General features: G+C 45.3%; 17 protein-coding genes. 12 read left to right on the forward strand and 5 right to left on the reverse strand.

Annotated elements, in window-relative coordinates; genetic code table 11:
- Positions 1-273: 273 nt before the first annotated feature.
- From ACX0G9_RS11755 to ACX0G9_RS11765, 3 genes are all read left to right on the forward strand, one after another.
- Positions 274-6,651 (forward strand): alpha-2-macroglobulin family protein, encoded by a 6,378-nt coding sequence (locus tag ACX0G9_RS11755; RefSeq protein WP_459065099.1) that lies wholly within the window; start codon positions 274-276, stop codon positions 6,649-6,651.
- Between the two features lie 269 nt (positions 6,652-6,920).
- Entirely contained in the window at positions 6,921-7,244 is a 324-nt protein-coding gene (locus tag ACX0G9_RS11760; protein ID WP_459065209.1) for a DUF6934 family protein, read from the forward strand.
- An 11-nt stretch (positions 7,245-7,255) separates the two neighbouring features.
- Complete coding sequence (locus tag ACX0G9_RS11765) at positions 7,256-7,423, forward strand: hypothetical protein (RefSeq protein WP_459065100.1); 168 nt, start codon at positions 7,256-7,258, stop codon at positions 7,421-7,423.
- A 159-nt stretch (positions 7,424-7,582) separates the two neighbouring features.
- Here the strand turns inward: ACX0G9_RS11765 and ACX0G9_RS11770 are convergent, their stop codons facing one another.
- Positions 7,583-8,467, reverse strand: a complete 885-nt coding sequence (locus ACX0G9_RS11770; RefSeq protein ID WP_459065101.1) for an EamA family transporter — start codon at positions 8,465-8,467, stop codon at positions 7,583-7,585.
- A gap of 245 nt (positions 8,468-8,712) precedes the next feature.
- Here ACX0G9_RS11770 and ACX0G9_RS11775 point away from each other — a divergent pair, with 245 nt between their 5' ends.
- Entirely contained in the window at positions 8,713-9,924 is a 1,212-nt protein-coding gene (locus tag ACX0G9_RS11775) for an NAD(P)/FAD-dependent oxidoreductase (protein ID WP_459065102.1), read from the forward strand.
- 74 nt (positions 9,925-9,998) lie between these two features.
- Here ACX0G9_RS11775 and ACX0G9_RS11780 read toward each other — a convergent pair whose 3' ends face one another.
- The gene (locus ACX0G9_RS11780) at positions 9,999-10,880 is read right to left on the reverse strand and encodes a zinc-dependent peptidase (protein ID WP_459065103.1); all 882 of its coding nucleotides are present in this window, start codon (positions 10,878-10,880) and stop codon (positions 9,999-10,001) included.
- A 265-nt stretch (positions 10,881-11,145) separates the two neighbouring features.
- Positions 11,146-11,958 (reverse strand): zinc-dependent peptidase, encoded by an 813-nt coding sequence (locus ACX0G9_RS11785; protein WP_459065104.1) that lies wholly within the window; start codon positions 11,956-11,958, stop codon positions 11,146-11,148.
- A 182-nt stretch (positions 11,959-12,140) separates the two neighbouring features.
- On the opposite strand from ACX0G9_RS11785, the gene aspS reads away from it, so the two are divergent.
- Complete coding sequence (aspS, locus tag ACX0G9_RS11790) at positions 12,141-13,976, forward strand: aspartate--tRNA ligase (protein ID WP_459065105.1); 1,836 nt, start codon at positions 12,141-12,143, stop codon at positions 13,974-13,976.
- Positions 13,960-14,481, forward strand: a complete 522-nt coding sequence (locus tag ACX0G9_RS11795; RefSeq protein WP_459065106.1) for a hypothetical protein — start codon at positions 13,960-13,962, stop codon at positions 14,479-14,481. Before aspS ends, ACX0G9_RS11795 begins: the two co-directional genes overlap by 17 nt.
- Here ACX0G9_RS11795 and ACX0G9_RS11800 read toward each other — a convergent pair.
- Complete coding sequence (locus tag ACX0G9_RS11800; protein ID WP_459065107.1) at positions 14,437-15,873, reverse strand: S1C family serine protease; 1,437 nt, start codon at positions 15,871-15,873, stop codon at positions 14,437-14,439. The genes ACX0G9_RS11795 and ACX0G9_RS11800 overlap by 45 nt on opposite strands.
- 68 nt (positions 15,874-15,941) lie before the next feature.
- Here ACX0G9_RS11800 and ACX0G9_RS11805 point away from each other — a divergent pair, with 68 nt between their 5' ends.
- The 6 genes from ACX0G9_RS11805 to ACX0G9_RS11830 all read left to right on the forward strand — a co-directional run bounded on the left by ACX0G9_RS11805 (position 15,942) and on the right by ACX0G9_RS11830 (position 21,694).
- Positions 15,942-17,207 (forward strand): replication-associated recombination protein A, encoded by a 1,266-nt coding sequence (locus ACX0G9_RS11805; protein ID WP_459065108.1) that lies wholly within the window; start codon positions 15,942-15,944, stop codon positions 17,205-17,207.
- 3 nt (positions 17,208-17,210) lie between these two features.
- A complete protein-coding gene (locus tag ACX0G9_RS11810; protein ID WP_459065109.1) occupies positions 17,211-17,651 on the forward strand; it encodes a GNAT family N-acetyltransferase in 441 nt (146 codons plus the stop codon).
- Between the two features lie 223 nt (positions 17,652-17,874).
- Entirely contained in the window at positions 17,875-18,852 is a 978-nt protein-coding gene (locus tag ACX0G9_RS11815; RefSeq protein ID WP_459065110.1) for a hypothetical protein, read from the forward strand.
- Positions 18,853-19,020: 168 nt separating this feature from the next.
- The gene (locus tag ACX0G9_RS11820; RefSeq protein ID WP_459065111.1) at positions 19,021-19,455 is read left to right on the forward strand and encodes a T9SS type A sorting domain-containing protein; all 435 of its coding nucleotides are present in this window, start codon (positions 19,021-19,023) and stop codon (positions 19,453-19,455) included.
- A gap of 308 nt (positions 19,456-19,763) precedes the next feature.
- Positions 19,764-20,930, forward strand: coding sequence for a sensor histidine kinase (locus tag ACX0G9_RS11825; RefSeq protein WP_459065112.1), 1,167 nt, complete (start codon positions 19,764-19,766; stop codon positions 20,928-20,930).
- The gene (locus tag ACX0G9_RS11830; RefSeq protein ID WP_459065113.1) at positions 20,927-21,694 is read left to right on the forward strand and encodes a LytR/AlgR family response regulator transcription factor; all 768 of its coding nucleotides are present in this window, start codon (positions 20,927-20,929) and stop codon (positions 21,692-21,694) included. The genes ACX0G9_RS11825 and ACX0G9_RS11830 overlap by 4 nt, the downstream gene beginning before the upstream one ends.
- 69 nt (positions 21,695-21,763) lie before the next feature.
- Here the strand turns inward: ACX0G9_RS11830 and ACX0G9_RS11835 are convergent, their stop codons facing one another.
- Positions 21,764-22,291, reverse strand: coding sequence for a 5' nucleotidase, NT5C type (locus ACX0G9_RS11835; protein ID WP_459065114.1), 528 nt, complete (start codon positions 22,289-22,291; stop codon positions 21,764-21,766).
- Positions 22,292-22,322 lie beyond the last annotated feature (31 nt).

The raw sequence follows: 22,322 nt of genomic DNA on the forward strand, positions 1-22,322 counted from the left end.
TATATAAGATTACAGACAGGAAGGTATGTTTAATGCCTATACGTTACAGTCGTGTTAAATAGAAATGAAAGGATATTCCCTGCTATGTAATTTCCCGGTTGCGGGCATCTGTTTGGAAGGGATATCATTTTTGCCCGTTAAATGGCCTTAGTAATGCAACCTTCGTCTATTGTCTGTTGTCAAGCATCCAACTGACGTATGTCTATTACGCCATGACGGTCAATTAATTTACGAGAATCAATAAAAACGGTAACTTTAAAAAAGTTTTCTTCTATGACTATGAAAAAATTTCTGGCTGTCTCCCTCCCCAGTTTGTTAAGTACTTTATTATTTAATTCTTTATTAATGGCACAGATCCGTCCTGCTGATTACGTTGCAAAATGGAAGGCTGTAGATTCCCTGATCGAAAAAAAAGGATTGACCCAGTCTGCGCTTACCGAAGTGAACAAGATCTACGCTGCCGCAAAACAACAAAACAACGACCCGCAGGTAATTAAGGCGTTGCTTTATCGGATGAATCTGCAGGCAATGACCATTGAAGATGGCGCAAAAAAAACGTTGGATGAATTGGATAAGGAGAGCGTCACAGCCAAACAACCTGCAAGGGCTATCCTTCAGAGCATATTGGCAGATGCGTACTGGAACTATTTCCAACAGAACCGGTGGAAATTCTATAACCGGACTCAAACGAAAAATTTTGTCAAAGAAGATATCGCCACCTGGGATGCGGGAGATTTCCAACAAAAGATCAGTGCATTATATATAAGCTCCCTTGCTGACGAAAAACTATTGCAGCAAACAAAACTGGAATTCTATGATCCCATTATTATAAAAGGTAATGCCCGCGGCCTGCGCCCAACTCTTTTCGATCTGCTGGCGCACAAGGCATTGGATTATTTTAAGACAGGTGAAAGAGAGATCAACAAACCTGCCTATGCCTTCGAGCTTGATGATCCGATGGTCTTTTCCGAAGCCGCTGTCTTTTCCAGGTATTTATTCACCACGAAAGATTCTCTTTCCAATCATTTTGTAGCATTGCAGTTATTCCAGCGCCTTATTCGTCTGCACTTGAATGACTCGAAGCCGGATGCATTTCTGGACGTGGATATCGAAAGGATCGTTTTTGCCAATTCCTTTGCAGTAATGGATGACAAAGAGACATTATATACAAAGGCTCTTGTGTATCTGACCGATCATTTTGGAAATGAACCCGTCGTTGCGCAAGCCTGGTATTTACAGGCACAGCAATATGCAGAACGAGCAGGAAAGTATAACCCCTCCCAGGATACGACGAATCGGTATGCCTATGTAAAAGCAAAGGCCATTTGCGAGAAAGTATTTTTACAGAAGGATAGCAGCGAAGGAAAAACGAATTGCGGGATGCTGCTGAATACCATACTACATAAGGAACTCGTCCTGCAGACGGAAAAAGTGAATTTGCCCGATCAGCCCTTTCGAAGCCTTATCACCTGGCGTAATTTTTCGCAACTCTATTTCCGGCTGATCCGGATAGATCGCATCCAAAAAGAAAAGCTGGGCAATAATCCCTGGGAAGACGGTTATTGGACGAAGCTCCTTCAATTGCCTTCCCTTAAAACTTTTACCCAATCTTTACCGGAAACCGGAGACTACCAGACTCACCGCACCGAAATAAAGATCGAGGCCTTGCCGGTTGGATCATACGCCCTCGTGGCCTGCTCGGAAAATGGGTTCGGGCTGACCAAAAATGCGATGGCTGTCCAGTATTTTTATGTTTCCGGCATTTCCTTTATAAATCAGGATCAAAATTATTTTGTCCTGAACCGGGAAACGGGTCAACCCTTAAAGACCGCTACGGTACAGGTTTGGAACCGGAGCTATAATTATAAGGATGGCCGGACCGAATTAGTTAAAGCCGAGTCGTACCGAACGGACGGGAACGGTTATTTTCGGCTTAAGGAAAAAGCACAGAACGACCGTATCGCTGGACAATCGCTGGAGATCAGCCTGGCGGGGGATCATCTTTTCACCGAGGACCAGATTTCTCCCAATTATTATAGCCGGAGCGAGGAAGATGCTTCCGGTAACCTGACCAGCGATAAGCTTACCTATGAAAAGAACAACCTGAATACTTTTTTCTTTACGGACCGGTCGATCTACCGACCCGGACAAACGATATATTTTAAAGGAATCGTAGTCACCCGGGATTTTGATTCCAAAAAGGCAAAGATTCTTTCCTCGTTTAAAACCAAGGTGATCCTGTATAATGCCAACCGGCAAAAAGTCGATTCCCTGGAATTGAGCACCAATGATTTCGGTTCTTATCATGGCCGGTTCACCTTACCGGATAACCTGTTGAACGGACAGTTTCAGATCGTGGATGATTCGACGGGAAATGAGCAATCCTTTTCGGTGGAAGAATACAAAAGACCAAAATTCTTTGTGGAATATGATAAGCTAAAGGGAAGCCACCGTGTCGGTGATACCATCCGGATAACCGGAAATGCAAAATCCTATAGCGGAAACAATATCGATGGGGCTGCGGTGCGCTACCGGGTGGTAAGGCAGGCACGTTTCCCTTATCCCTGGCTTTTCAGGAATGGGAGAAACTTCTATCCGGTAAGTGGTCAGGAGATCGCTCATGGTGAAGTGAAGACGGATGCACAAGGCCGTTTTGTAATATCTTTTACCGCACTACCCGACAGGAACATCAATAAAGAACTTGATCCCGTTTTCGAATACAGAGTAACATCGGATATTACGGATATCAATGGAGAAACCCGGAGCGGGGCAACTACGGCAAGAGTAGGTTATAAGGCGTTGGAATTATCTATTATCCAGCCGTCTGCCGAACATTTGCCGGCCGATAGTTTGAAGGAGTTAACCGTAACGGCGGCAAATCTTTCCGGAGAACCTGAACCGGCCAGCGTCCTTGTCTCCATATACCAATTAAAAGCTCCTGACCGGTTAATCCGGGCAAGGTATTGGGAACAGCCCGACCAGTTCGTTCTTGGCGAAAAAGAATACCTGAACGCGTTTCCGCATGATGAATACCGGGATGAAACGAAAAAGGAGAATTGGGAAAGGGGTGAAAAAGTGTCTGAACGCCTGGACTCTACCGGAAATATCGGGATCACTCGCGGAGAGTTTTCCACCGGAATGCGGGTTGGCGGCAAGATCAATGACAAAAGGCTTTTACCGGGATGGTATGTGATCGAGGCAACGACAAAAGATAAATACGGAAAGGAAGTAAAAGCGATAAAATATATTGAACTGTATGATAATAGAACCAGCCAGCCTGTTTCTCCGCAATATAATTGGGCACTCGGAGAGTATCAAACGGTCGAACCCGGGGATAAAGCGACGGTGAATATCGGTTCATCTGCTGCGGATCTGTTTATCATCCGGAAAATCGATCGTAGCACGGATGGAAGAAAACCAATTCGTCCCCTCTTTCCTAAACCTCGGCCATCGGTTACGGGAAAACCAGGGAGCCCTGTTAAAAACGCCATCAGCCAGGACCCAGCCGGGCCAGGGCAGGAAAATGAATTTTATTATTTGACCCTGAGCAGGGATAAAAAAAGTGTTGAATTTCCCATAACGGAAACGGATCGCGGCGGGTTCGGAATCCTCGATGTTTTTGTAAAAGACAACCGCGTCTACACCCGTTCCAATACCATTAACGTTCCCTGGACCAATAAGGAATTATCGGTTAGTTATACCAGTTTCCGTGACAAGACCTTGCCGGGGAGCGAAGAAAAATGGCAGGTAAAGATCGGAGGTTATAAGGCCGATAAGGTAACCGCGGAAGTCTTGGCCGGGATGTACGACGCCTCCTTGGATCAATTTAAAATGCAAAGCTGGCAGAAACCCGGCTTGTATCCCATCTACCAGGGTGAGCAAGCATGGAATGGAACGCCCAATTTTTCGGAGGTCCGTTCTCAGGAAAAGTATTGGAATGAAGATTATGGTCAGCCATTCACCCTTCAGTATGATGTGCTGTTAAGCCCGAATACAGGGGGAAGAAGGCAATATACAAACGGTGGAGAAATGTACGTACATGCAGGGAAAGTTATGGCACCCCAGGCGGCAATGCGGATGAAAGGAGAGTCCGATAAAGTGTTGGCAGGTGCGGCACCCGGTTTGGCCGTTGCAAATGATAATAAGAAGGAACTTCTTGCGGATAGTGCTTCTGTAAAAGCAACTGATTCAAAAGAAAGTACATCCCCAGCGCAATCCCCGGTACAGATCCGGAAGAATTTTAACGAGACCGCTCTTTTTTTCCCCGATCTCAGGACCGACAGCGAGGGCAATACCAACTTTTCCTTTACTATGCCCGAGGCCCTGACCACCTGGAAATTAATGACCCTGGCCCATACCCGGGACCTGGCATTCGGGTATGCTGAAAAATCAGTCATTACCCAAAAACAACTGATGGTTCAGCCCAATATCCCGCGTTTCTTACGTGAAGGCGACCGTATGGAATTGACTACGAAGATCGTGAACCTTACCGATTCGGAATTGACAGGCCAGGTTGAGCTTCAATTAACCGATCCTACCAACGGAAAGACGGCCGATGGCTGGTTCAGTAACCGTCAGCCTACCCAATTTTTTACGGTTGGACCGCACCAGAGCAGTGCTGTTGGATTTTCTATAGAAATCCCCTTTCAATATAACAGACCGCTGACCTACCGCCTGGTTGCAAAAGGTGCTCCTGCACATGCAGGAGGAAACCGGATGGAAACATTCAGCGATGGGGAAGAAGGCGTATTGCCGGTTGTCAGCAACCGAATGCTGGTGACCGAAAGCCTCCCGCTGAATATGCCCGGAAAAGGAATCCGCAAATTCGCCTGGGATAAATTGTTAAAGAGCGGCAATAGCGAAACGCTCAATAACCATGCATTGACGGTAGAGTTCACGTCTAATCCGGCCTGGTACGCGATTCAGGCTCTTCCGTATCTGATGGAATATCCTTACGAATGTGCGGAACAGGTCTTCAATCGTTTTTATGCCAATGCCCTGGCATCCAAAATTGCCGGCAGCTCACCGCGTATACAGGCAATTTTTGAAAAATGGAAAACCACGGATACGGCAGCCTTGCTGAGTAACCTGGAAAAAAACCAGGAACTGAAATCCGTGCTTCTGGAAGAAACACCCTGGGTTCTGCAAGCAAAAAACGAATCACAACAGAAAAAGAATATCGCCCTGTTGTTCGATATGACAAGGATGAGCCGTGAACTGGAGTCATCGCTGGCCAAACTGAAGGATCTGCAATCGCCCAATGGAGGGTTTGTATGGTTTAAAGGAGGAGAAGACAATCGTTTTATAACCCAATATATCCTGACGGGTATCGGTCATCTGCAAAAGCTGAACGCCATCCCGTCTTCTTTTACGGAAAAAATAAAAATGATCGTATCGGCAGCGCTTCCTTATACTGACAAAAAAATCAAACAGGATTATGAGGAATTGATGAAACAAAAAAAGACCCAATGGATCGGCGAATACCTTGTTCAATACCTGTATATGCGCAGCTTTTTCAACGATTACGGGATTCCGGGGGATGCTTTTGCGGCCGTGAATTATTTCCGCAAACAAGCCCAAAAATCCTGGCCGCAGACGGGCAGATTTATGCAGGGCATGGCCGCATTGGCTTTCTTCCGAACAGGGGATATTCAGACAGCCAAAGACATCATGACTTCCCTACGGCAAAATGCTATCCGGGATGAAGAAAAAGGAATGTACTGGAAAGGCATGGAAGGCGGTTATTACTGGTACCAGGCTCCGGTCGAAACTCAGTCGTTGTTGATCGAAGCCTTCCGGGAGATCAGCCAGGATGCCACCATCGACAGGGATCTTAAGACCTGGCTCCTCAAACAAAAACAGACCCAAAGCTGGCCGACGACCAAGGCAACTGCCGATGCCTGCTATGCACTTCTCCTGGGCGGAGCGAATTGGCTGAGCGAGGAAAGGAATGTTGAGATCAGGCTCGGTGATAAAACGATCTCATCGACAAGCGCACACCAGGAAGCCGGAACCGGATATTTCAAACAGATCATCGACGGCCCTTTTGTAAAGCCCTCTATGGGAAATATTACCGTTACACTGGCACCAGGTTCAGGTACCGGCAATTCGCCAACGGCTAAAGAAAAAGCAACGGGAGATCTTCCTGCCTGGGGCGCGGTGTACTGGCAATATTTCGAGAACCTGGATAAGATCACCCTGCCCGGCAATGCCAAAGCTCCTGTCAGACTGGTGAAAAAATTATTCGTCGAAAAAAATACAGACCGGGGACTTGTATTGGAACCGGTAGCGGAAAACGGCGTACTGCATGTGGGCGATAAAGTAAAGGTGCGCATCGAATTACAAACCGACCGCGATCTGGAATTCGTTCACCTAAAAGATATGCGTGCTTCCTGTATGGAACCTGTCAATGTCATCAGCGGTTATAAATGGCAGGGCGGTCTGGGCTATTATGAAAGCACTAAAGATGCCAGCACGAATTTCTTTTTTTCCTGGATTCCCCGGGGAACCTATATTTTCGAGTATCCCCTTTTCGTCGGTCAGAATGGTAATTTCAGTAATGGTGTTACGAATATAGAATGTATGTATGCACCCGAATTCGCCAGTCATAGCGAAGGGATACGGGTGAATGTGGAGGTGAATAATCCGTAAGATGTAGAAAGATTTTTTATTATTTAACCAGCTCTTTTTTTAAAAAGCCCCTGAAGCGATTGTTTCAAGGGCTTTTTTTATTTCTTCATTAAGCAGAGCTTCTGAAAAATAAGATATGCACATTTTATTTTTGAAATAAAATATTTTCTACTTTAGTTCTCCATCCCATTGCTAATCCTTCAGCTAGTTTAACGGTAAGGTGATAATTATCGCCTTTTATTTTCTTATGCCTTTTAGTAAAATTCCGCATTGTCGGAAGTTGAAAGGCTATTGGTGATTGGATTGATGATAAGGAAAGTTTTGACGACAAGGTTGTTACAAATAACCATGATCGGGATAAAGTATTGGCAACAATCGCAGCAATAGTAATTTATTTCATGGAAGAAAATCCAAATGCAATTTTATTTGTTAAGGGAAGCACCCCTTCCAGAACCAGACTCTACCAGATGGGAATAAATAAATATTTGAATGAAATTTCCGAACTATTTGTAATACAGGGCTATAAATTTGGTATTTGGGAGTTATTTGAAAAAAGCAAGAGTTATAGTTCCTTCTTGCTCAGAAACAAAAAAAGTTGTAAATCTAATTATTAAATTGTGTGACTATGGGAGTTAAAAAAATAAATAAAAAAAATGATTTGATCCAACCAATTGCCATTGATAAAAACATGAGAGATTACGGTAAAGATCCTATTATTATGAAAAAACACGCTGAGGCAAGTGCCTTTCTAACTCGTGTAGGTTTACCTGAGTCATTTAAGAAACATAAATAATTTACTACTTATAAGAAGATTATTCTCAGGCCGGATTTATCTCCGGCTTTTTTTATGCTTTCGAAGAAAATCAAAAATACGGTTCCTGATGGTCAATGAACTTAGCTGGACGCATAATAAAAGCATCATTGCTATAAAAGAGGATGCGAAAGGAGATTTTTACTTTGAAGCCCGGCGCACTCTGATATTAAAAAGGACTACCGAAAAAGCAATGATACTATAGGCCGTGACCTGCACCGCATTCAATTTTTCATGATAATAGGTCACGGCTATAAAAAAACCAACTAATGGGTTTATATACAAAAGGATCCCAACAGTTGATGATTTCAGCCCCTTCAAGGCAAATAGGTTCAGCAGCAATGGGAAGATGGTAAAAAAGAGGGCGATTACCGTGATCAGTATATAAAATTTAGTAGCCTGGGGTACGACGCCATGATAAGCCGGGAAAAAGGGTAGTAATAACAGGGCGGAAAACGTTACCTGAAGTGTCAGTAATAAAAATTTATCGACCCCATAATTTTTTCGCTGGCTGACCAGGTACAAAGCATAAGATAAGGCTGTAGCCAGGCTATATAAAAGATCGTTCAAACTATTAAAGGCAAGCAGCAGACAGCTGCCTACGCTCAGCAGTACAGAAACCCATTGCCATTTATTCAATTGTTCTTTCAGGATAAAATACGCCAGTACGGTGGTAAGAATCGGGCAGATCAGGTAAGCGAAAGAACCGGCCTTCACACTTATATGATTGGTCACGTAGATAAAACAAAACCAATTGGCCGTCAAAAAAAGCCCGCCACCAAGCACCTGCCTGATCAATTTATTTTTTTGATCCTTCGGTAGCGATAAATAATGAGCCTTCGTCGCCTTTAGCGTTTTTACCCTAAATGCCGAACTTATGATAAACATAATGGCGGCACTCAGGAATACTCTGTAAAAAAGAATATCCAAAGACGCATAATCACCAAGCGGCTTCAATACAAAACTGAAAAATCCCCAGATAACGAATGCAGTGATGGCAGCTAAGTAATACCTAAGACTTTGCATGTAACCTGCAATATACAACTACCGAATTATTGCCAAACAAATGATAAAATATTTAAATACGGGCCGGGAATGAGGAAGTATTTTCCCGAAACATTTCCTCATTCCACAGAAATGGGAACAGTTTTAAACGTAAATTCCGAGGCATATTATTTGTATAGAGTTAATTGGGTTTTTCATTAGGATTTGGGACTATTATATAAAGCCTGGAGTAATTTCCAGGCTTTTTTTATGCATTCCACTTAAATTTGACGGATAAAGCTATTGGACTTTTCCTCAATTTATCGCAGTACTATTTCATGCAAACAGACGTATTGATCATTGGACAGGGCATTTGCGGAACATTTCTTAGCTGGTGGCTGGAACAGGCAGGTGTTTCCTTTCTGGTGATCGATGAGTCCCGGCCGAACACGGCATCCAGGGCAGCGGCCGGACTTATCAATCCGGTAACCGGAAGACGAATGGTAAAAACCTGGATGATCGACGAATTATTGCCCTTCGCCCAGGAAGCTTACCGGAGGATCGGAGAAACCTTGGGTAAAAATTTTTTAGCGCCGCAAACGGTGGTTGATTTTTTCCCCACTCCTCAAATGCGTCTTGCCTTTCTTAAACGATATGAAGAAGATGCGCAGTATCTCCAACTCCCGGCAAACGAACATGCCTGGGACGAGTATTTCCGTTACGATTTCGGCTATGGGTCGATAAATCCCTGCTGGTTAGCCGACCTGCCCGGATTACTGGCTGCCTGCCGGAAAAGAATGCTCGAAAGGGGTATTCTTCTGGAAGAACGTTTTGACCTGGAGGCGCTGATCGTGGATGGGGTAGGAACGGAGGCGGGAAAAGGTAAAGGTGTTCGATATAAAGAGATAAGCGCCGGAAAACTTATCTTTTGCGATGGCGCCGAAAGTTTTTCCAACCCTTTTTTTACGATGCTGCCTTTCGCTCCCAATAAAGGAGAAGCCCTGATCCTGGACATTAAAGAACTTGTATCCCGGTCACCTTTTGCATCATCTTTAGCATCATCTTTAGCAGACAGATCCCCCGGACCGCAAAGCATCGGACAGGCGCGGGGGATCGTGTTCAAAAAAGGGCTCAGCCTCGCCCCCTGGCGGGATGGGTTGTTCTGGGCCGGGTCTTCTTACGAATGGAACTTTGAACATTCAGGTCCAACCGAAGTCTTCCGGAAAAAAACAGAAGCTGTCCTTACCGAATGGTTAAAGGTTCCCTTCAGGATAATCGACCATATTGCCTCTGTCCGGCCAGCTACCCTGGAGCGAAGACCTTTTGTTGGTTTTCATCCCCGTTACCCGGCCATTGGCATCCTGAACGGAATGGGAACGAAAGGCTGCTCTCTGGCACCTTATTTCGCCAACCAATTAACAGAACACCTTACCAACGGAAAACCCATATTGCCCGAAGCCGATGTACAAAGATTTGCCGGAATTTTAAAGAGGGGATAAAAAAGCCAGAACCCGGATTGGCGACAACCCGGGTTCTGAAATCAAATAAAAAAACAATAAGCAGTAAGTATGATTTAATTAGTCCGGTCGAAGACCCGGAGCAGAGACCTGTCGATCGTCGGCCTGGCGCCGGTGGCAGTCAGGGGGATACAACTGGCGATAAGGGTTGTATTTCCTGCAGCGAATGACAAAGGATCCTGGAAAAGCAAATTGGTCATTGCCTCATAAAGGTCCGGGAGGTCATTCCTGAATTGTGCCGGGTTCTCAAAAAATACTTCCACCGCCACGGCCCAGAATTCATGATAATTCGTTGCGGCATATTCACCCAACAGATTTTTGCTGCCTTCCTGCATAGCCGTGAAGATGGGACGGGCGACTTTGGAAAAATTGGGAAACTCCTGCTTGAAATGTTTGTCTTCCTCTGTCTGGGTAACAAAATTCACATAAGCCAGCGCATGCCCCATTTCATGAAGACCAACATTACAATTGGGCGTCTGACCGGTAATCCCCTTGATAAAATTGTCCCAGGAAAGATAGATGCCCGTCTGATCCACATGACCCATGAACGGGCGGGAGTAAAATCCATAATGATAATCATCTCTCAATATAAAGATGTCGTCAAAAAAGCCAAGCTTGAACTTCTCCAGGCCAAAAGTAAGCTGGACCGCCGTGGCGCTTACCAGGATCGGCATTTCTGCGATCTCCTTGACCTGGATATAATGGAAATTCTTGGATTGCTCGAACTGGTAGGTCCGGAACAGAAATTTACGCTGATCTTCCAGGCCTAATTTGTTATAATAGGGAAAATGCTGAGAAACAACGGAATGATAAAAGGTCTCCGTTTCCATGAATTTCTTAAACTGGTAACGGGAGTATAGATTCTGAACAAGCGCCGTAACAGGATGATTGAGTAATAATACACCCAGGACCAAAGAACAGATAATAATGATTTCCATGAGGCTCATTTTTCTTTTTGTTTCGAGAAGATCGATTGTTGAAATCGGGTCTTACATTGGCCTTGGATACGGAGCTATGGTCTATAACCAAAAAAGAGTGGAAAACCTATAGGCGGGTTTACTCAAGAGGAATGAATTATTACGGATTGGGAACAAGATAGAAAGAATTTCCAAAAATCAAAAGCATTGGGGAAATGTTTTCCGTTCATTTTTGCAACTAATTGACTGTTAACTATTTACAGAAAAATTATTTATTAAAAAGGGCTTAAAAAGCCTCGGGTAAAGTACTGACTTTTGCCGGGGTCAGCGGGTCCTGGTTCAGCAGCGTGCAAAGGGAAAAATATAGATCGGGGAGTTGTTTCTTAAAGGTAGTGGATCGTTCAAAAAAGGTTTCCACACATACCGCCCAGAATTCCTGGTAATTGGTGGCGGCGTAAGGATCCAATATGGTGACCTCTCCCGCCTGCATCCGTTCAAAAACCGGACGGGCAACGGTGGAGAAATCCTTGAATTTTTCATGAAAGGCATTATCCCGGCCTTCATTGACCGTAAAGTTGACATAAGTTAAAGCATGCGCCATTTCGTGCAGACCTACGTTCTGGCCATCCGAATAATCGATAAATTCCCGGATGAAATTGCTCCAGGACAAATAGATCCCCTCCTCGCTGACATGACCCTCAAAAGGCACATTATAGAGCCCATAACGGTAGTTGTTCTTCAGGATAAAAATGGTCTTAAAATAATCCAGCAGGTAGTTTTCCAGCCCGAAGGTTAATTGAATGGCTGTTGCGCTGATCAACAGGGGCATCCGCTCTTCCGGTTCTATGTCAATGTATTGAAATTCCTTAAATTCCATGAAAACCAGCACCCTTTTCAGAAACCGTTCACGTCCGGTACTATCCATGCTTTTGTAATAAGGGTTGTACTGGGACAAAATGGCGTCAAAATCCTGTTGTCTGTCCACATATACGCGGCTGATCTTTTTTCTTCGAAAACCCATATATCCATACTGGATCAGCCGGACTAAAAATACTCCGGACAATACCAGGACGACCATATATGCAGCCTCATTGGACATAACCCTGTAAAATACAAAAATTTACGGATGGAGGGATTTGTGATGAAAACTGCGGGGTTTTAAAGTACATTTGCACCTCCCGGGGAGGATCAAAACCGGGCGGAGCCCAGTTCGTGAGCTCAGCCCAAAGTAGCTTTAAGGCAGGCCAATAATCAATAAATCAAACGAAAAAAAGTAAAGAAATGTATCGAACACATACTTGTGGGGAATTAAGAAAAGGCCAGACCGGCAGCTCCGTTACCCTTGCCGGCTGGGTGCAGACCATCCGTAAATTCGGCAGCATCACTTTTATCGATCTGCGCGACCGGTATGGAATTACCCAGTTGTTGTTCGGGGAAGAACTGAATAAGGAACTGACAGAGAACCCCTTGGGGCGCGAATTCGTACTCCAGGTAAAAGGCATAGTGAACGAAAGGAGCAACAAAAACGCTAATATTCCAACCGGAGATATTGAATTAAAGGTTAATTCCTTCTCGATCTTAAATAAATCCGCCACCCCACCCTTCACTATTCAGGATGATACTGATGGGGGCGACGATCTGCGAATGAAATACCGGTACCTCGATCTTCGTCGCAATGCCGTAAAAAAGAACCTGGAATTACGTTACCAGGTGAACAGGGCTGCCCGTAACTATCTGCATGAGCATCAGTTTATGGACCTGGAGACCCCCTTCCTGATCAAGTCCACTCCGGAAGGTGCCAGGGACTTCGTAGTCCCTTCCCGGATGAACCAGGGTCAATTCTATGCGCTGCCCCAATCTCCCCAGACTTTCAAACAATTACTCATGGTAAGCGGCTATGACCGTTATTACCAGGTGGTAAAATGTTTCCGGGATGAAGATTTGCGGGCAGACCGCCAACCGGAATTTACCCAGATCGACTGTGAGATGAGTTTTGTGGAACAGGAAGATATTCTTTCTATGTTCGAGGGGCTGATCAAATACATCTTCAAAGAGGTAAAACATATCGATTATACGGAAAAGGTCGAACGCATGACCTGGGAACAAGCTATGTGGAAATTCGGGAACGATAAACCGGATATCCGGTTCGGCATGCAACTGCTGAACCTCAAATCGGCTTTTACGGTGGAGGGGACTGCGCAGGCGCAGGCTGAACTGATCAACGGAGCGGGCTTTGGCGTATTTGATAACGCCGAAACAGTCCTGGCCATTGCCGTTCCCGGCTGCAGCGAATACACCCGCAAACAAACCGACGAATTGACCGAATGGGTCAAACGTCCGCAGATCGGAATGCAGGGACTGGTCTATATTAAGGTTAATACAGATGGCACCCTGAAAAGCAGCGTAGATAAATTTTATGATGCACAAAGGCTGAAGGTCATTGCCACGGCGGCCAATGCACTGCCTGGGGACCTTATCCTTATGCTGGCAGGGCGGGAAGAACGCACCCGTAAAGCGATGAGCGAGCTCCGCCTGGAAATGGGCAAACGCCTGGGTATGCGCAAGGAAAACGAATTTAAATTATTGTGGGTCCTGGATTTCCCGCTGTTCGAATACGCAGAAGAGGATAACCGCTGGGTTGCACGTCATCACCCTTTTACTTCGCCCAAACCTTCAGATATCAGTGTGATGATCGACAATAATCCTCTCATCGGGAATGCGGATAAATACCTGGAACACCCCTATTCGACTATCAAGGCGAATGCCTACGATATGGTGTTGAACGGAAATGAGATCGGAGGCGGATCCATCAGGATCTATCAGCGGGAATTGCAGGAAAAAATGTTTGCTGCCCTGGGAATGAGTCCCGAAGAAGCCCAGCACAAGTTCGGTTTCCTTTTGGGAGCCTTCGAATACGGAGCGCCACCCCATGGAGGAATTGCGTTCGGGTTTGACCGTCTTTGTGCCATCCTGGGGGGAAGCGAAAGCATCAGGGACTTTATTGCGTTCCCCAAGAATAACAGCGGTCGCGATGTGATGTTGGATGCGCCGTCAACGATCGACGACAAACAATTGACGGAACTGTCCCTAAAAATCTCCGATGAGAAAAATAGCTAAGATTGCTGCCGTACTGACCTGGTTCAACCTGGTAGTATGGGGTCTCCTGTTGACCTTTGGTATTTTATTCGCTTTAGCCCTGCATAGTTTCCCGGTGCTGGTGCTGTTATTCCTGTTATCGTCCATATTGCTGCATAACTATGCGGCACTCCAATTACAAAGGAGCCTGAAGAATCCGGACCGGCCTCTTGGAAACCAGACTCCGTCAGGGATCCGGTTCGTCGGTTTTGTTGCTCTTTTCTTTGGGGTTTCTTTTGTAGCCAATGGCCTGGGTACCCTGCTGAACGCGGGAGATATCCTGTTACAAGTAAAGGAAGCCATGACAGGCATGCAGAAGCAGCTGCCCGCAGGTACCAAAGGATTTACGATCAATTATACGATCAACTATATTTATGCCATGGGATCCTGGGTCATATTGCTGGGATTGGCCATCGCCCTGAATGTATTTTTCAACTTCAGGTTACTTCGATGGTATTTTCTTGCCCGTGGAAACGGAATACAATAAGAATCCAACAGCCGACAGAAGTACGGCTGCCACCAAAAGAACGGGTGTGACCGGCCATGCTCCCCGTTCGTTCCCGTTGGCGAGGTTCTCCTTGCAATCGGAAATGTAGGTGTATATACCCGGATAGTTTTTATTCAATTGCCGGACCTCCTCGAATTTTTTAAGGGCAGTACGAAAATGCTGTTTGTTAAAAAAAGCAAGGGCATCCGAAAACAGGACGGTGGCCTTACCCACCCCGGGCGTTATATCCGCAGAATCGAGATATTCATTGAGGATGGTGATGGGTATGGCAAAATTCAATCCCGCAGCGAGCCCGCCGGTATTTTCCAAACTGCCAAAGGTGGTCAGTCCAATCACTTCTCCACGTTCATTACATACCGGACCGCCGCTGCTGCCATGATTGATATTCGCGTCCATCTGGATGATCGGCCAGCCGCCTACCGATTTTTTTAGCGCACTCACAATTCCACTCGTAAGGGTCGGCTCGATGGCCGATTCGACCGATACAAAATCATTGTTGGTGACAGGTCCGGGATAACCATAAACGAACAATTGCTCGCCAACCCGGGGCAGCCTGGCATCAGAAACCGGCAGAACGGGCATTTCCTTGCCGGCATCTATCTTTACAATAGCAATGTCCTTGCCCGGCATTGGCCGGCCTTTTATAACGACGGTAGCAGCCTTCTCTTCAATCCCAGGCCCCCTGTCCTCCCTGTCGCTCCGGTAAACTACAAAAATGTTTTTTTTCAGGTCATAGAGTACCATGGATAACAACCGGGAATAAACCGAGGCAAAGGTGTTATAAAGGGTACTGCGTTGCAGCTCTGTAAAGGTTGTGGCCCAGGCGCTTTCCAGGGCTGCAATATTCGCCCCGGTGATCTGCCGGAAGGCAGATAGGATAAATTGTCTGCGGATAAAGGAGCTTTCCCTCTCGATCAAATGACAATTAGTGGCAACATATCCATCTCCTGTTAAAAAGAAGCCGGTTCCCGTAGCCGTTATCTGCATCGGCTGTTTAATATAGTCGAAGGTGGTCTGGAAAAAACGGGCCGGGTGACTGTTCATTTCCCTCAGCACAATGTCCAGCTTTTGTTCAGCAGGAATCCCCCCTTCCCTATCCAGCCGTTGAATGGATTCCAACAAAGCATTGAATGCTTTATTATCCATTTTCATATTATTGACGTACACATTGGCGGAATACTCTGTTCGGATCATAACTACCCCTGGCCGGTTAATGGCATAATTCTCAATTCCTGATAATTTTAGTCTTTGTCCGGCTATTCTTTTCTGCCTGATACCAGGCCTGCACCCTGTAACAAGCAGGAGCAGCCCCAACACCCAAAATGTCTGTCCGAATGAAAATACCCGCCTGAACGAAGGGAATTGCACCATATTGGAGCGTTTTGAATTAAAACAGGAAAAAGGGTAACTTGTTGTCCTATTTACGTTTAATATTCTTTATGTTATCTTCACAAGCACCACTGGCAGAGCGGCTTCGTCCTCAAACGCTCGATCAACTGGTCGGGCAGCAGCATTTGACCGGCAAAGGTAGTGTTTTACGTACGTCTATCGAACACGGCAAACCGCCTTCCATGATCCTTTGGGGCCCTCCGGGGACCGGCAAAACGACTATCGCCGGAATTATCGCCAATTCCCTTAACGTTCCTTTTTATACGCTTAGCGCCATTTCTGCCGGTGTTAAGGAAGTTCGGGAAGTCATCGCAGAAGCCAGGAATAAAGAAAAGGCCATTTTATTCATCGACGAAATCCATCGATTCAACAAAGGCCAGCAGGATGCCTTATTGGGGGCAGTTGAAAAAGGGATCGTTACCCTGATAGGCGCCACCACCGAGAACCCTTCCTTCGAAGTCAACAGCGCCCTGCTCAGCCGTTGCCAGGTCTATGTATTAAAGGCCCTCGATGACAAGGATCTGAACCAACTATTACTCCACGCCCTGAAGGATGATGAAATACTCAGCAAGGAAAACATCGAACTGAAAGAAACAGGCGCCCTGATCAATATTTCCGGAGGAGATGCCCGCAAATTATTGAACCTGCTGGAGGTGGTATGTAATGCTGCAGGCAAAGAAGCCGTGATCACCGATGAAAAAGTGATGGAAATCGCCCAGCAACGTGTCGCCCTTTATGACAAGAGCGGGGAACAGCATTATGATATTATTTCCGCTTTTATCAAATCCATTCGCGGCAGCGATCCCAATGCAGCCTTGTATTGGCTTGCTAGGATGATAGAAGGCGGAGAGGATGTAAAGTTCATCGCCCGCCGTCTCCTGATCCTGGCAAGCGAGGACATCGGTAATGCCAATCCCAACGCTCTTCTGCTCGCCAATGCAAGTTTCGACGCCGTGAACAAGATCGGTTACCCGGAATCAAATCTTATCTTGTCCCAATGTGTAACCTATCTGGCCTCCTCACCCAAAAGCAACGCCGCAACGACAGCTATAGGGGCTGCGCAGTCTGCCGTCCGCCAGCACGGGGATCTGCCTGTCCCTCTCCATATCCGGAATGCACCCACTAAACTGATGAAGAACCTCGATTATGGAAAAGGCTATCAATACAGTCATAGTTATGAAGGCAATTTTTCACTGCAGGAATTTTTGCCCAAAGAGATCGCCGGTACAAAATTTTACGATCCTGGAAAAAATGCCAGAGAAGAGGAACTGCGGAAATTCCTGAAGGGTTTGTGGAAGGAAAAATATGGGTATTAATATATGAACTGGACTTCAAAAAAATTCGAAGACCTGACGCCTGCAGAGCTTTATGCGATAATGCAGCTACGCAACGAAGTATTTGTGGTAGAACAAAATTGTGTTTTTCAGGATGCAGATAATAAAGACCAATCTTCTCATCATTTAATGTATTGGGCCTCCGGAAAATTGCTTGCTTACGCACGTATCGTTCCTGCGGGGATTTCCTATGCCGAATCTTCTATAGGCCGCATCGTAACTTCCCCAAAAGCAAGAAGACACGGTATAGGCAAAACCTTGGTGCAAAAAGCCATTGAAACAGCATACGGCCTTAACGGAAAGACGGTTATACGGATCGGCGCACAATATTACCTGAAGAATTTTTATGAATCTTTTGGCTTCCTTGAAACCGGCGCCATCTACCTGGAAGATGGAATCGAGCATATTGAAATGCTCCTCCCGTAAAACACTAAGTAGATTTACACCAGCCTGTTAAGTATAATTTCCTACGAACAAAGTAGATCTCCTAATGCAGGTTCTGTAATTCCTCAATTGGGAATTTTGTGGATAAATTAGTTGGGTTTTGATGCACAATTAAAACCCTATTTTTCGTTTCTTGTAAGAGACCCGGTCCTTTTATTTAAAAGCGCTGGAATCCAAACCATCGGAAAACTAAAATCTAATATTCATGAAACAGAGTCTACACTCCTTGTTGTGGAAGTGTTTGTTCTTGCTGGTAGTAACTCTATCCATGCATTTCCCATCTCACAGTCAGGATGATTACAAAAACACGACAGAGGCCGGTATTACCGTAGGGCCCATTGTCTTTCTTGGTGACCTTGGGGGGCACGCAGGAAAAGGAACCACCTTTATCAAGGACTACAATATGGGTACGACCAAGCTGGCCTTTGGCGCCTACGTGACAGCGTACCCCGCTCCATGGCTGGGTTTGCGGCTATCTCTGAATTATGGTAGTATAGAAGGAGACGATGCCATCATTAAGGGTAAAGGAGGAGATGAAGAAACACGTCTCGCCAGAAACCTTGATTTCCGGTCTAAAATTATAGAAGGCACCCTGATGGCGGAATTTTATCCGACCGTATTCCTGGAAGAAGACCCGGAGGATGTTACAGGCCGTCTCAGACCTTATGGAGTGATCGGGCTGGGCGCTTTCCATTTTAATCCACAGGGAAGTTACAGGGACGCTAACGGAGATGTCAACTGGGTCGACCTGAAGCCTTTGCATACAGAAGGCGAAGGATTCCCCGAATTCCCGACTCGAAAGAACTACGCCCTGACACAATTAAATATCCCGATGGGTGTAGGTATCAAATATTATTTCAGTGAAAACGTGAACGTCTCTTTCGAGATCATTCATCGAAAGACCTTTACCGATTATATAGATGACGTAAGCACAAGATTTGTCGACCCCACTTTGTTCGACAAATATCTTACGCCATCGCAGGCTGTAATGGCAAAGGCCATGGCCAATAAAAGCCCGCTTAAGAACACCCCCGGTGCCGGTTATCAGCCCGACAATAAAAGAGGTGATCCTAAACAGAACGATGCTTATTTCACAGCAGGCTTCAAGATTGGGTTTCGCATAAACGGGGGAAGCGCTGAACGTTGGAGAAATTCAACCCATTGCCCGTTGTTGAGATTCTAATTTTATAAAGGTTTAAAGAAAGGGAATTATTAACTGAAGGAAAAGTGATTATACTGATTTTCCGAACCAGTAAAAGATAGTTTTAGTTGTTGATCGATCGTTTTTAGTTGTTGTTGATCCGTACCCTACTTTTTTATTGATATAATATATCAATGTCAACAGGTGCTTATGAATAAAACTGTACTCTGCAAGAAAACGTCCCGATTTCCGAAAGCGCTCTATGGCCTGACCGCCCTGAGCCTTTCCATGGCGCTGAATTTATCCTTGTTTGCATCGGAAACACCCGTTCAAACAGCGGCCCGGGCCGGCCTTGTCCCGGATACTGTACATAGTATCCTGGTCAACAAGTCAAAAACCAGCAAAAAAAATAAAGTCAGGTTATATCCTGATGCCAACCAGCAGGTACTTTTCTTTTCCGCCGATGGGGAAGAAAGGAAGGTATATCAATTGTACCTGTTCGATATGGACGGCAAACTGGTCCATCAGGCCAGTATCCGCAATCATGAAACAACTGTCCTGACCAATATAACCGAAGGAAATTATCTGTTCCAGGTTTTCAGCAATGATGACCGGATCGAGACCGGGCAATTAAATGTCCGGTAAAACCATGGGAAAGGCATGGCAAAGGCTGGCAAAGGCCAGGCAAAAAAAAGCTTAATAATCCGTACAACGTATAACCACCAGGCACGCAGGGAAATTAGTAAAATCCGAATATCCGCAGGTTGAACAAACCTGATCCGTTCCCTATTTTAGATTACCCTTTAAACAAAGATTTTATTGATCACTCCCTGCTGCCGCCTGTTGGTATCCACCGCGAATGCATTTATTCCCTGAAAAGCCGTTTTCATTGGCAGAAAGCAGGGCTTGATCGGTATTTATTACGATAAGGCTAAAAATTATTAGTTTTATCGATGCAATGGAAAAGCATACTCGATAAAAGCTACAGCAACCCAAAAATGCGCGCGGGCGCACATGTCTTATTCTGGTCATTTATTTTTGGCAGCGGTTACTATTTCAGCACGATCTCCTTTAATGGGTATTCCACTACTCCAGCCACCTGGCTGGTCGCCATCAAAAGCACCCTGATCCTGGCCACATTTTATTACACCTTAATGTATTTTATTTTTCCGTCTCTTTTATTAAAAAAAAGATATGTCCGGGGTAGTCTGGCCCTTGTCCTGTTGATCTTCTTTTATGCCTGTGCAGATTCCTATGGAGACAAATCTATATTCCGGGAATGCCGGGATTGTGCATCTCAGTTGATGAAAAATCAGCCGGTATATTATCACTATTTACAAGGCCCCGTCTCGGGCATCATTATGTCCCGCCTGTTCTCCTTAGGGCTATTGTACGAACTATTGATTTTCCTAAGCCTTCCCATTGCGCTAAAGACCGGACGCAGTTATTTCCGGCAGACCGTACAGCAATTACAATTGGCAAAAGATAACCTACAGCTGGAATTCAATTTTCTAAAAGCGCAGGTGAATCCACATTTCCTTTTCAATACGTTAAACAATATCTATTCCCTGGTAATACATGATAAAAAGGAAGAGGCTGCAGCAACCATTGCAAGACTGTCCGGCTTTATGCGGTTTGCTTTATATGAATGCAATGAAGATAAAACCTCATTGGAAAAAGAGATCCGGTTATTAAAAGACTATATTGAACTGGAAAAGCTACGGCTCAATCAAACCAGGGTGGAATTCACTTACCCGGAAGATTTTGATTCTCCGGCTACCAACGAGGCTTCCAGGGCTACTTCTCTTTACGGAGGGGCTGCCAGTGGTCCTTACTTTATTCCTCCCCTGCTTTTTATGCCTGCCTTCGAGAATGCCTTTAAATATTCTGCGGATCATTTGCCAAACAGTTATATCAGTATGGACTTACAGCTGGCAGGCAATCAGCTTTCCTTAACCATGGAGAATAGTTTCGATCCCCGCAAACCTGGCCGGCCGGGAGGAATAGGACTTCAGAACATGCAAAAGAGGCTCCAGTATTATTATCCGGACAATCATTCCTGGGAACTAACGACTATGAATAATATTTTTATCCTGAAACTAAGTTTCATACTGTCATGAGGACCATTCATTGTATCATAGTAGACGACGAACCCCTGGCCAGGGACCTTATTCAAACTTATGTGAGCAGGCTTGAAAACTGGGAGATTTCGAAGGTTTGTATGAGCGCCGCAGAGGCTTATGAGGCCTTGTGCCGTGAAACCATCGATATCCTTTTCCTCGATATTGAAATGCCCCTCCTTTCGGGATTAGACTTTTTACGCTCTCTCAAAAATCCACCCCTGATCATTTTTACAACGGCTCATGCGCAATATGCCGTAAATGCGTTCGATCTGGGCGTAGTGGACTACCTGCTGAAACCGGTAACGGAAGAAAGGTTTTTACAGGCCGCCGAAAAGGCACAAAATCTGCTTGCCTTGCCTTCCCTGGAGCATATGGACATGAAGAAAATGGGAATTCCTCCCAAAGAAGAGCGATTGCCACCGAAAGTGGTGGATCACGTATTTTTCAGGCAGGATAGCCGGATGGTAAAAGTGATGCTGGACGATATCTTATATGTGGAAGCATTAAAAGACTTTTCAAAGATCTATTTAAAAAATAATACTGTGCCCGAACATAGGACCATGTTGGTTGGCTCGCATTTAAAGCTGATCGAGGAGCTGTTGCCTGCGGAAAAGTTTATCCGGACCCACCGTTCGTATATGATCGCATTGAATGCTGTTACCGCCATTCAAGGGAACATTATTGAAATCGGCAAGCAACAGATCCCCTTGGGTGGAATATTCAAACAGAAGGTCTTAAAAAGATTAAATCTTCCCTCCTGAAGACTTGTCAAATGGGTTTTCGACATTCCTTACAGGTGTTAAGAGGCAGTACTGTACCCGTAGAAAAAATTACCGCAAAAAAATATCTGCGGCGTCCTTCCAGTTATTGATCCGGTCATACCCGGTAATTTCAAGATTGTGGGCAGCAGTAAAGAGGTATTGTTTGCCTTTAAAGTTGCTCAGATTTTTGACATGATCGTCGATCATATAATCCCCATATACCAGATCCTTGCTGCCGCATAAGGTTAATTGTTTCCAGGTAAAAAAAGGGAAATGTTCAAGCAGCCATTCCAGCTTGTCCTTTAGCGAATTAGGGAATTCCATGGCCGCCGAAACGATGAACTCTTCATACCGTTCGTTCATTTGCCGCAATATGTCCACGCTGTCTTCCATGACAGGCAGGTTACGAAAAAAACCGGGAGCCAGCAATCTTTCCCGGACCAGTCCCTGATGCTGTTCCGGAAAACCTTTTAACCAGGAACCCACCAACATCTTATCCCAATCCACGTCCAGCCCGTAATTTTTCCTGTACCATTCAATCATCTCTCCCATCGGGTCCGCGATCACTTCATCCATGTCTATTAACACTCTTTCCATATAATTTATCTCTTTCTTATACTACTTGCTG

Source organism: Flavitalea flava, from assembly GCF_054461575.1.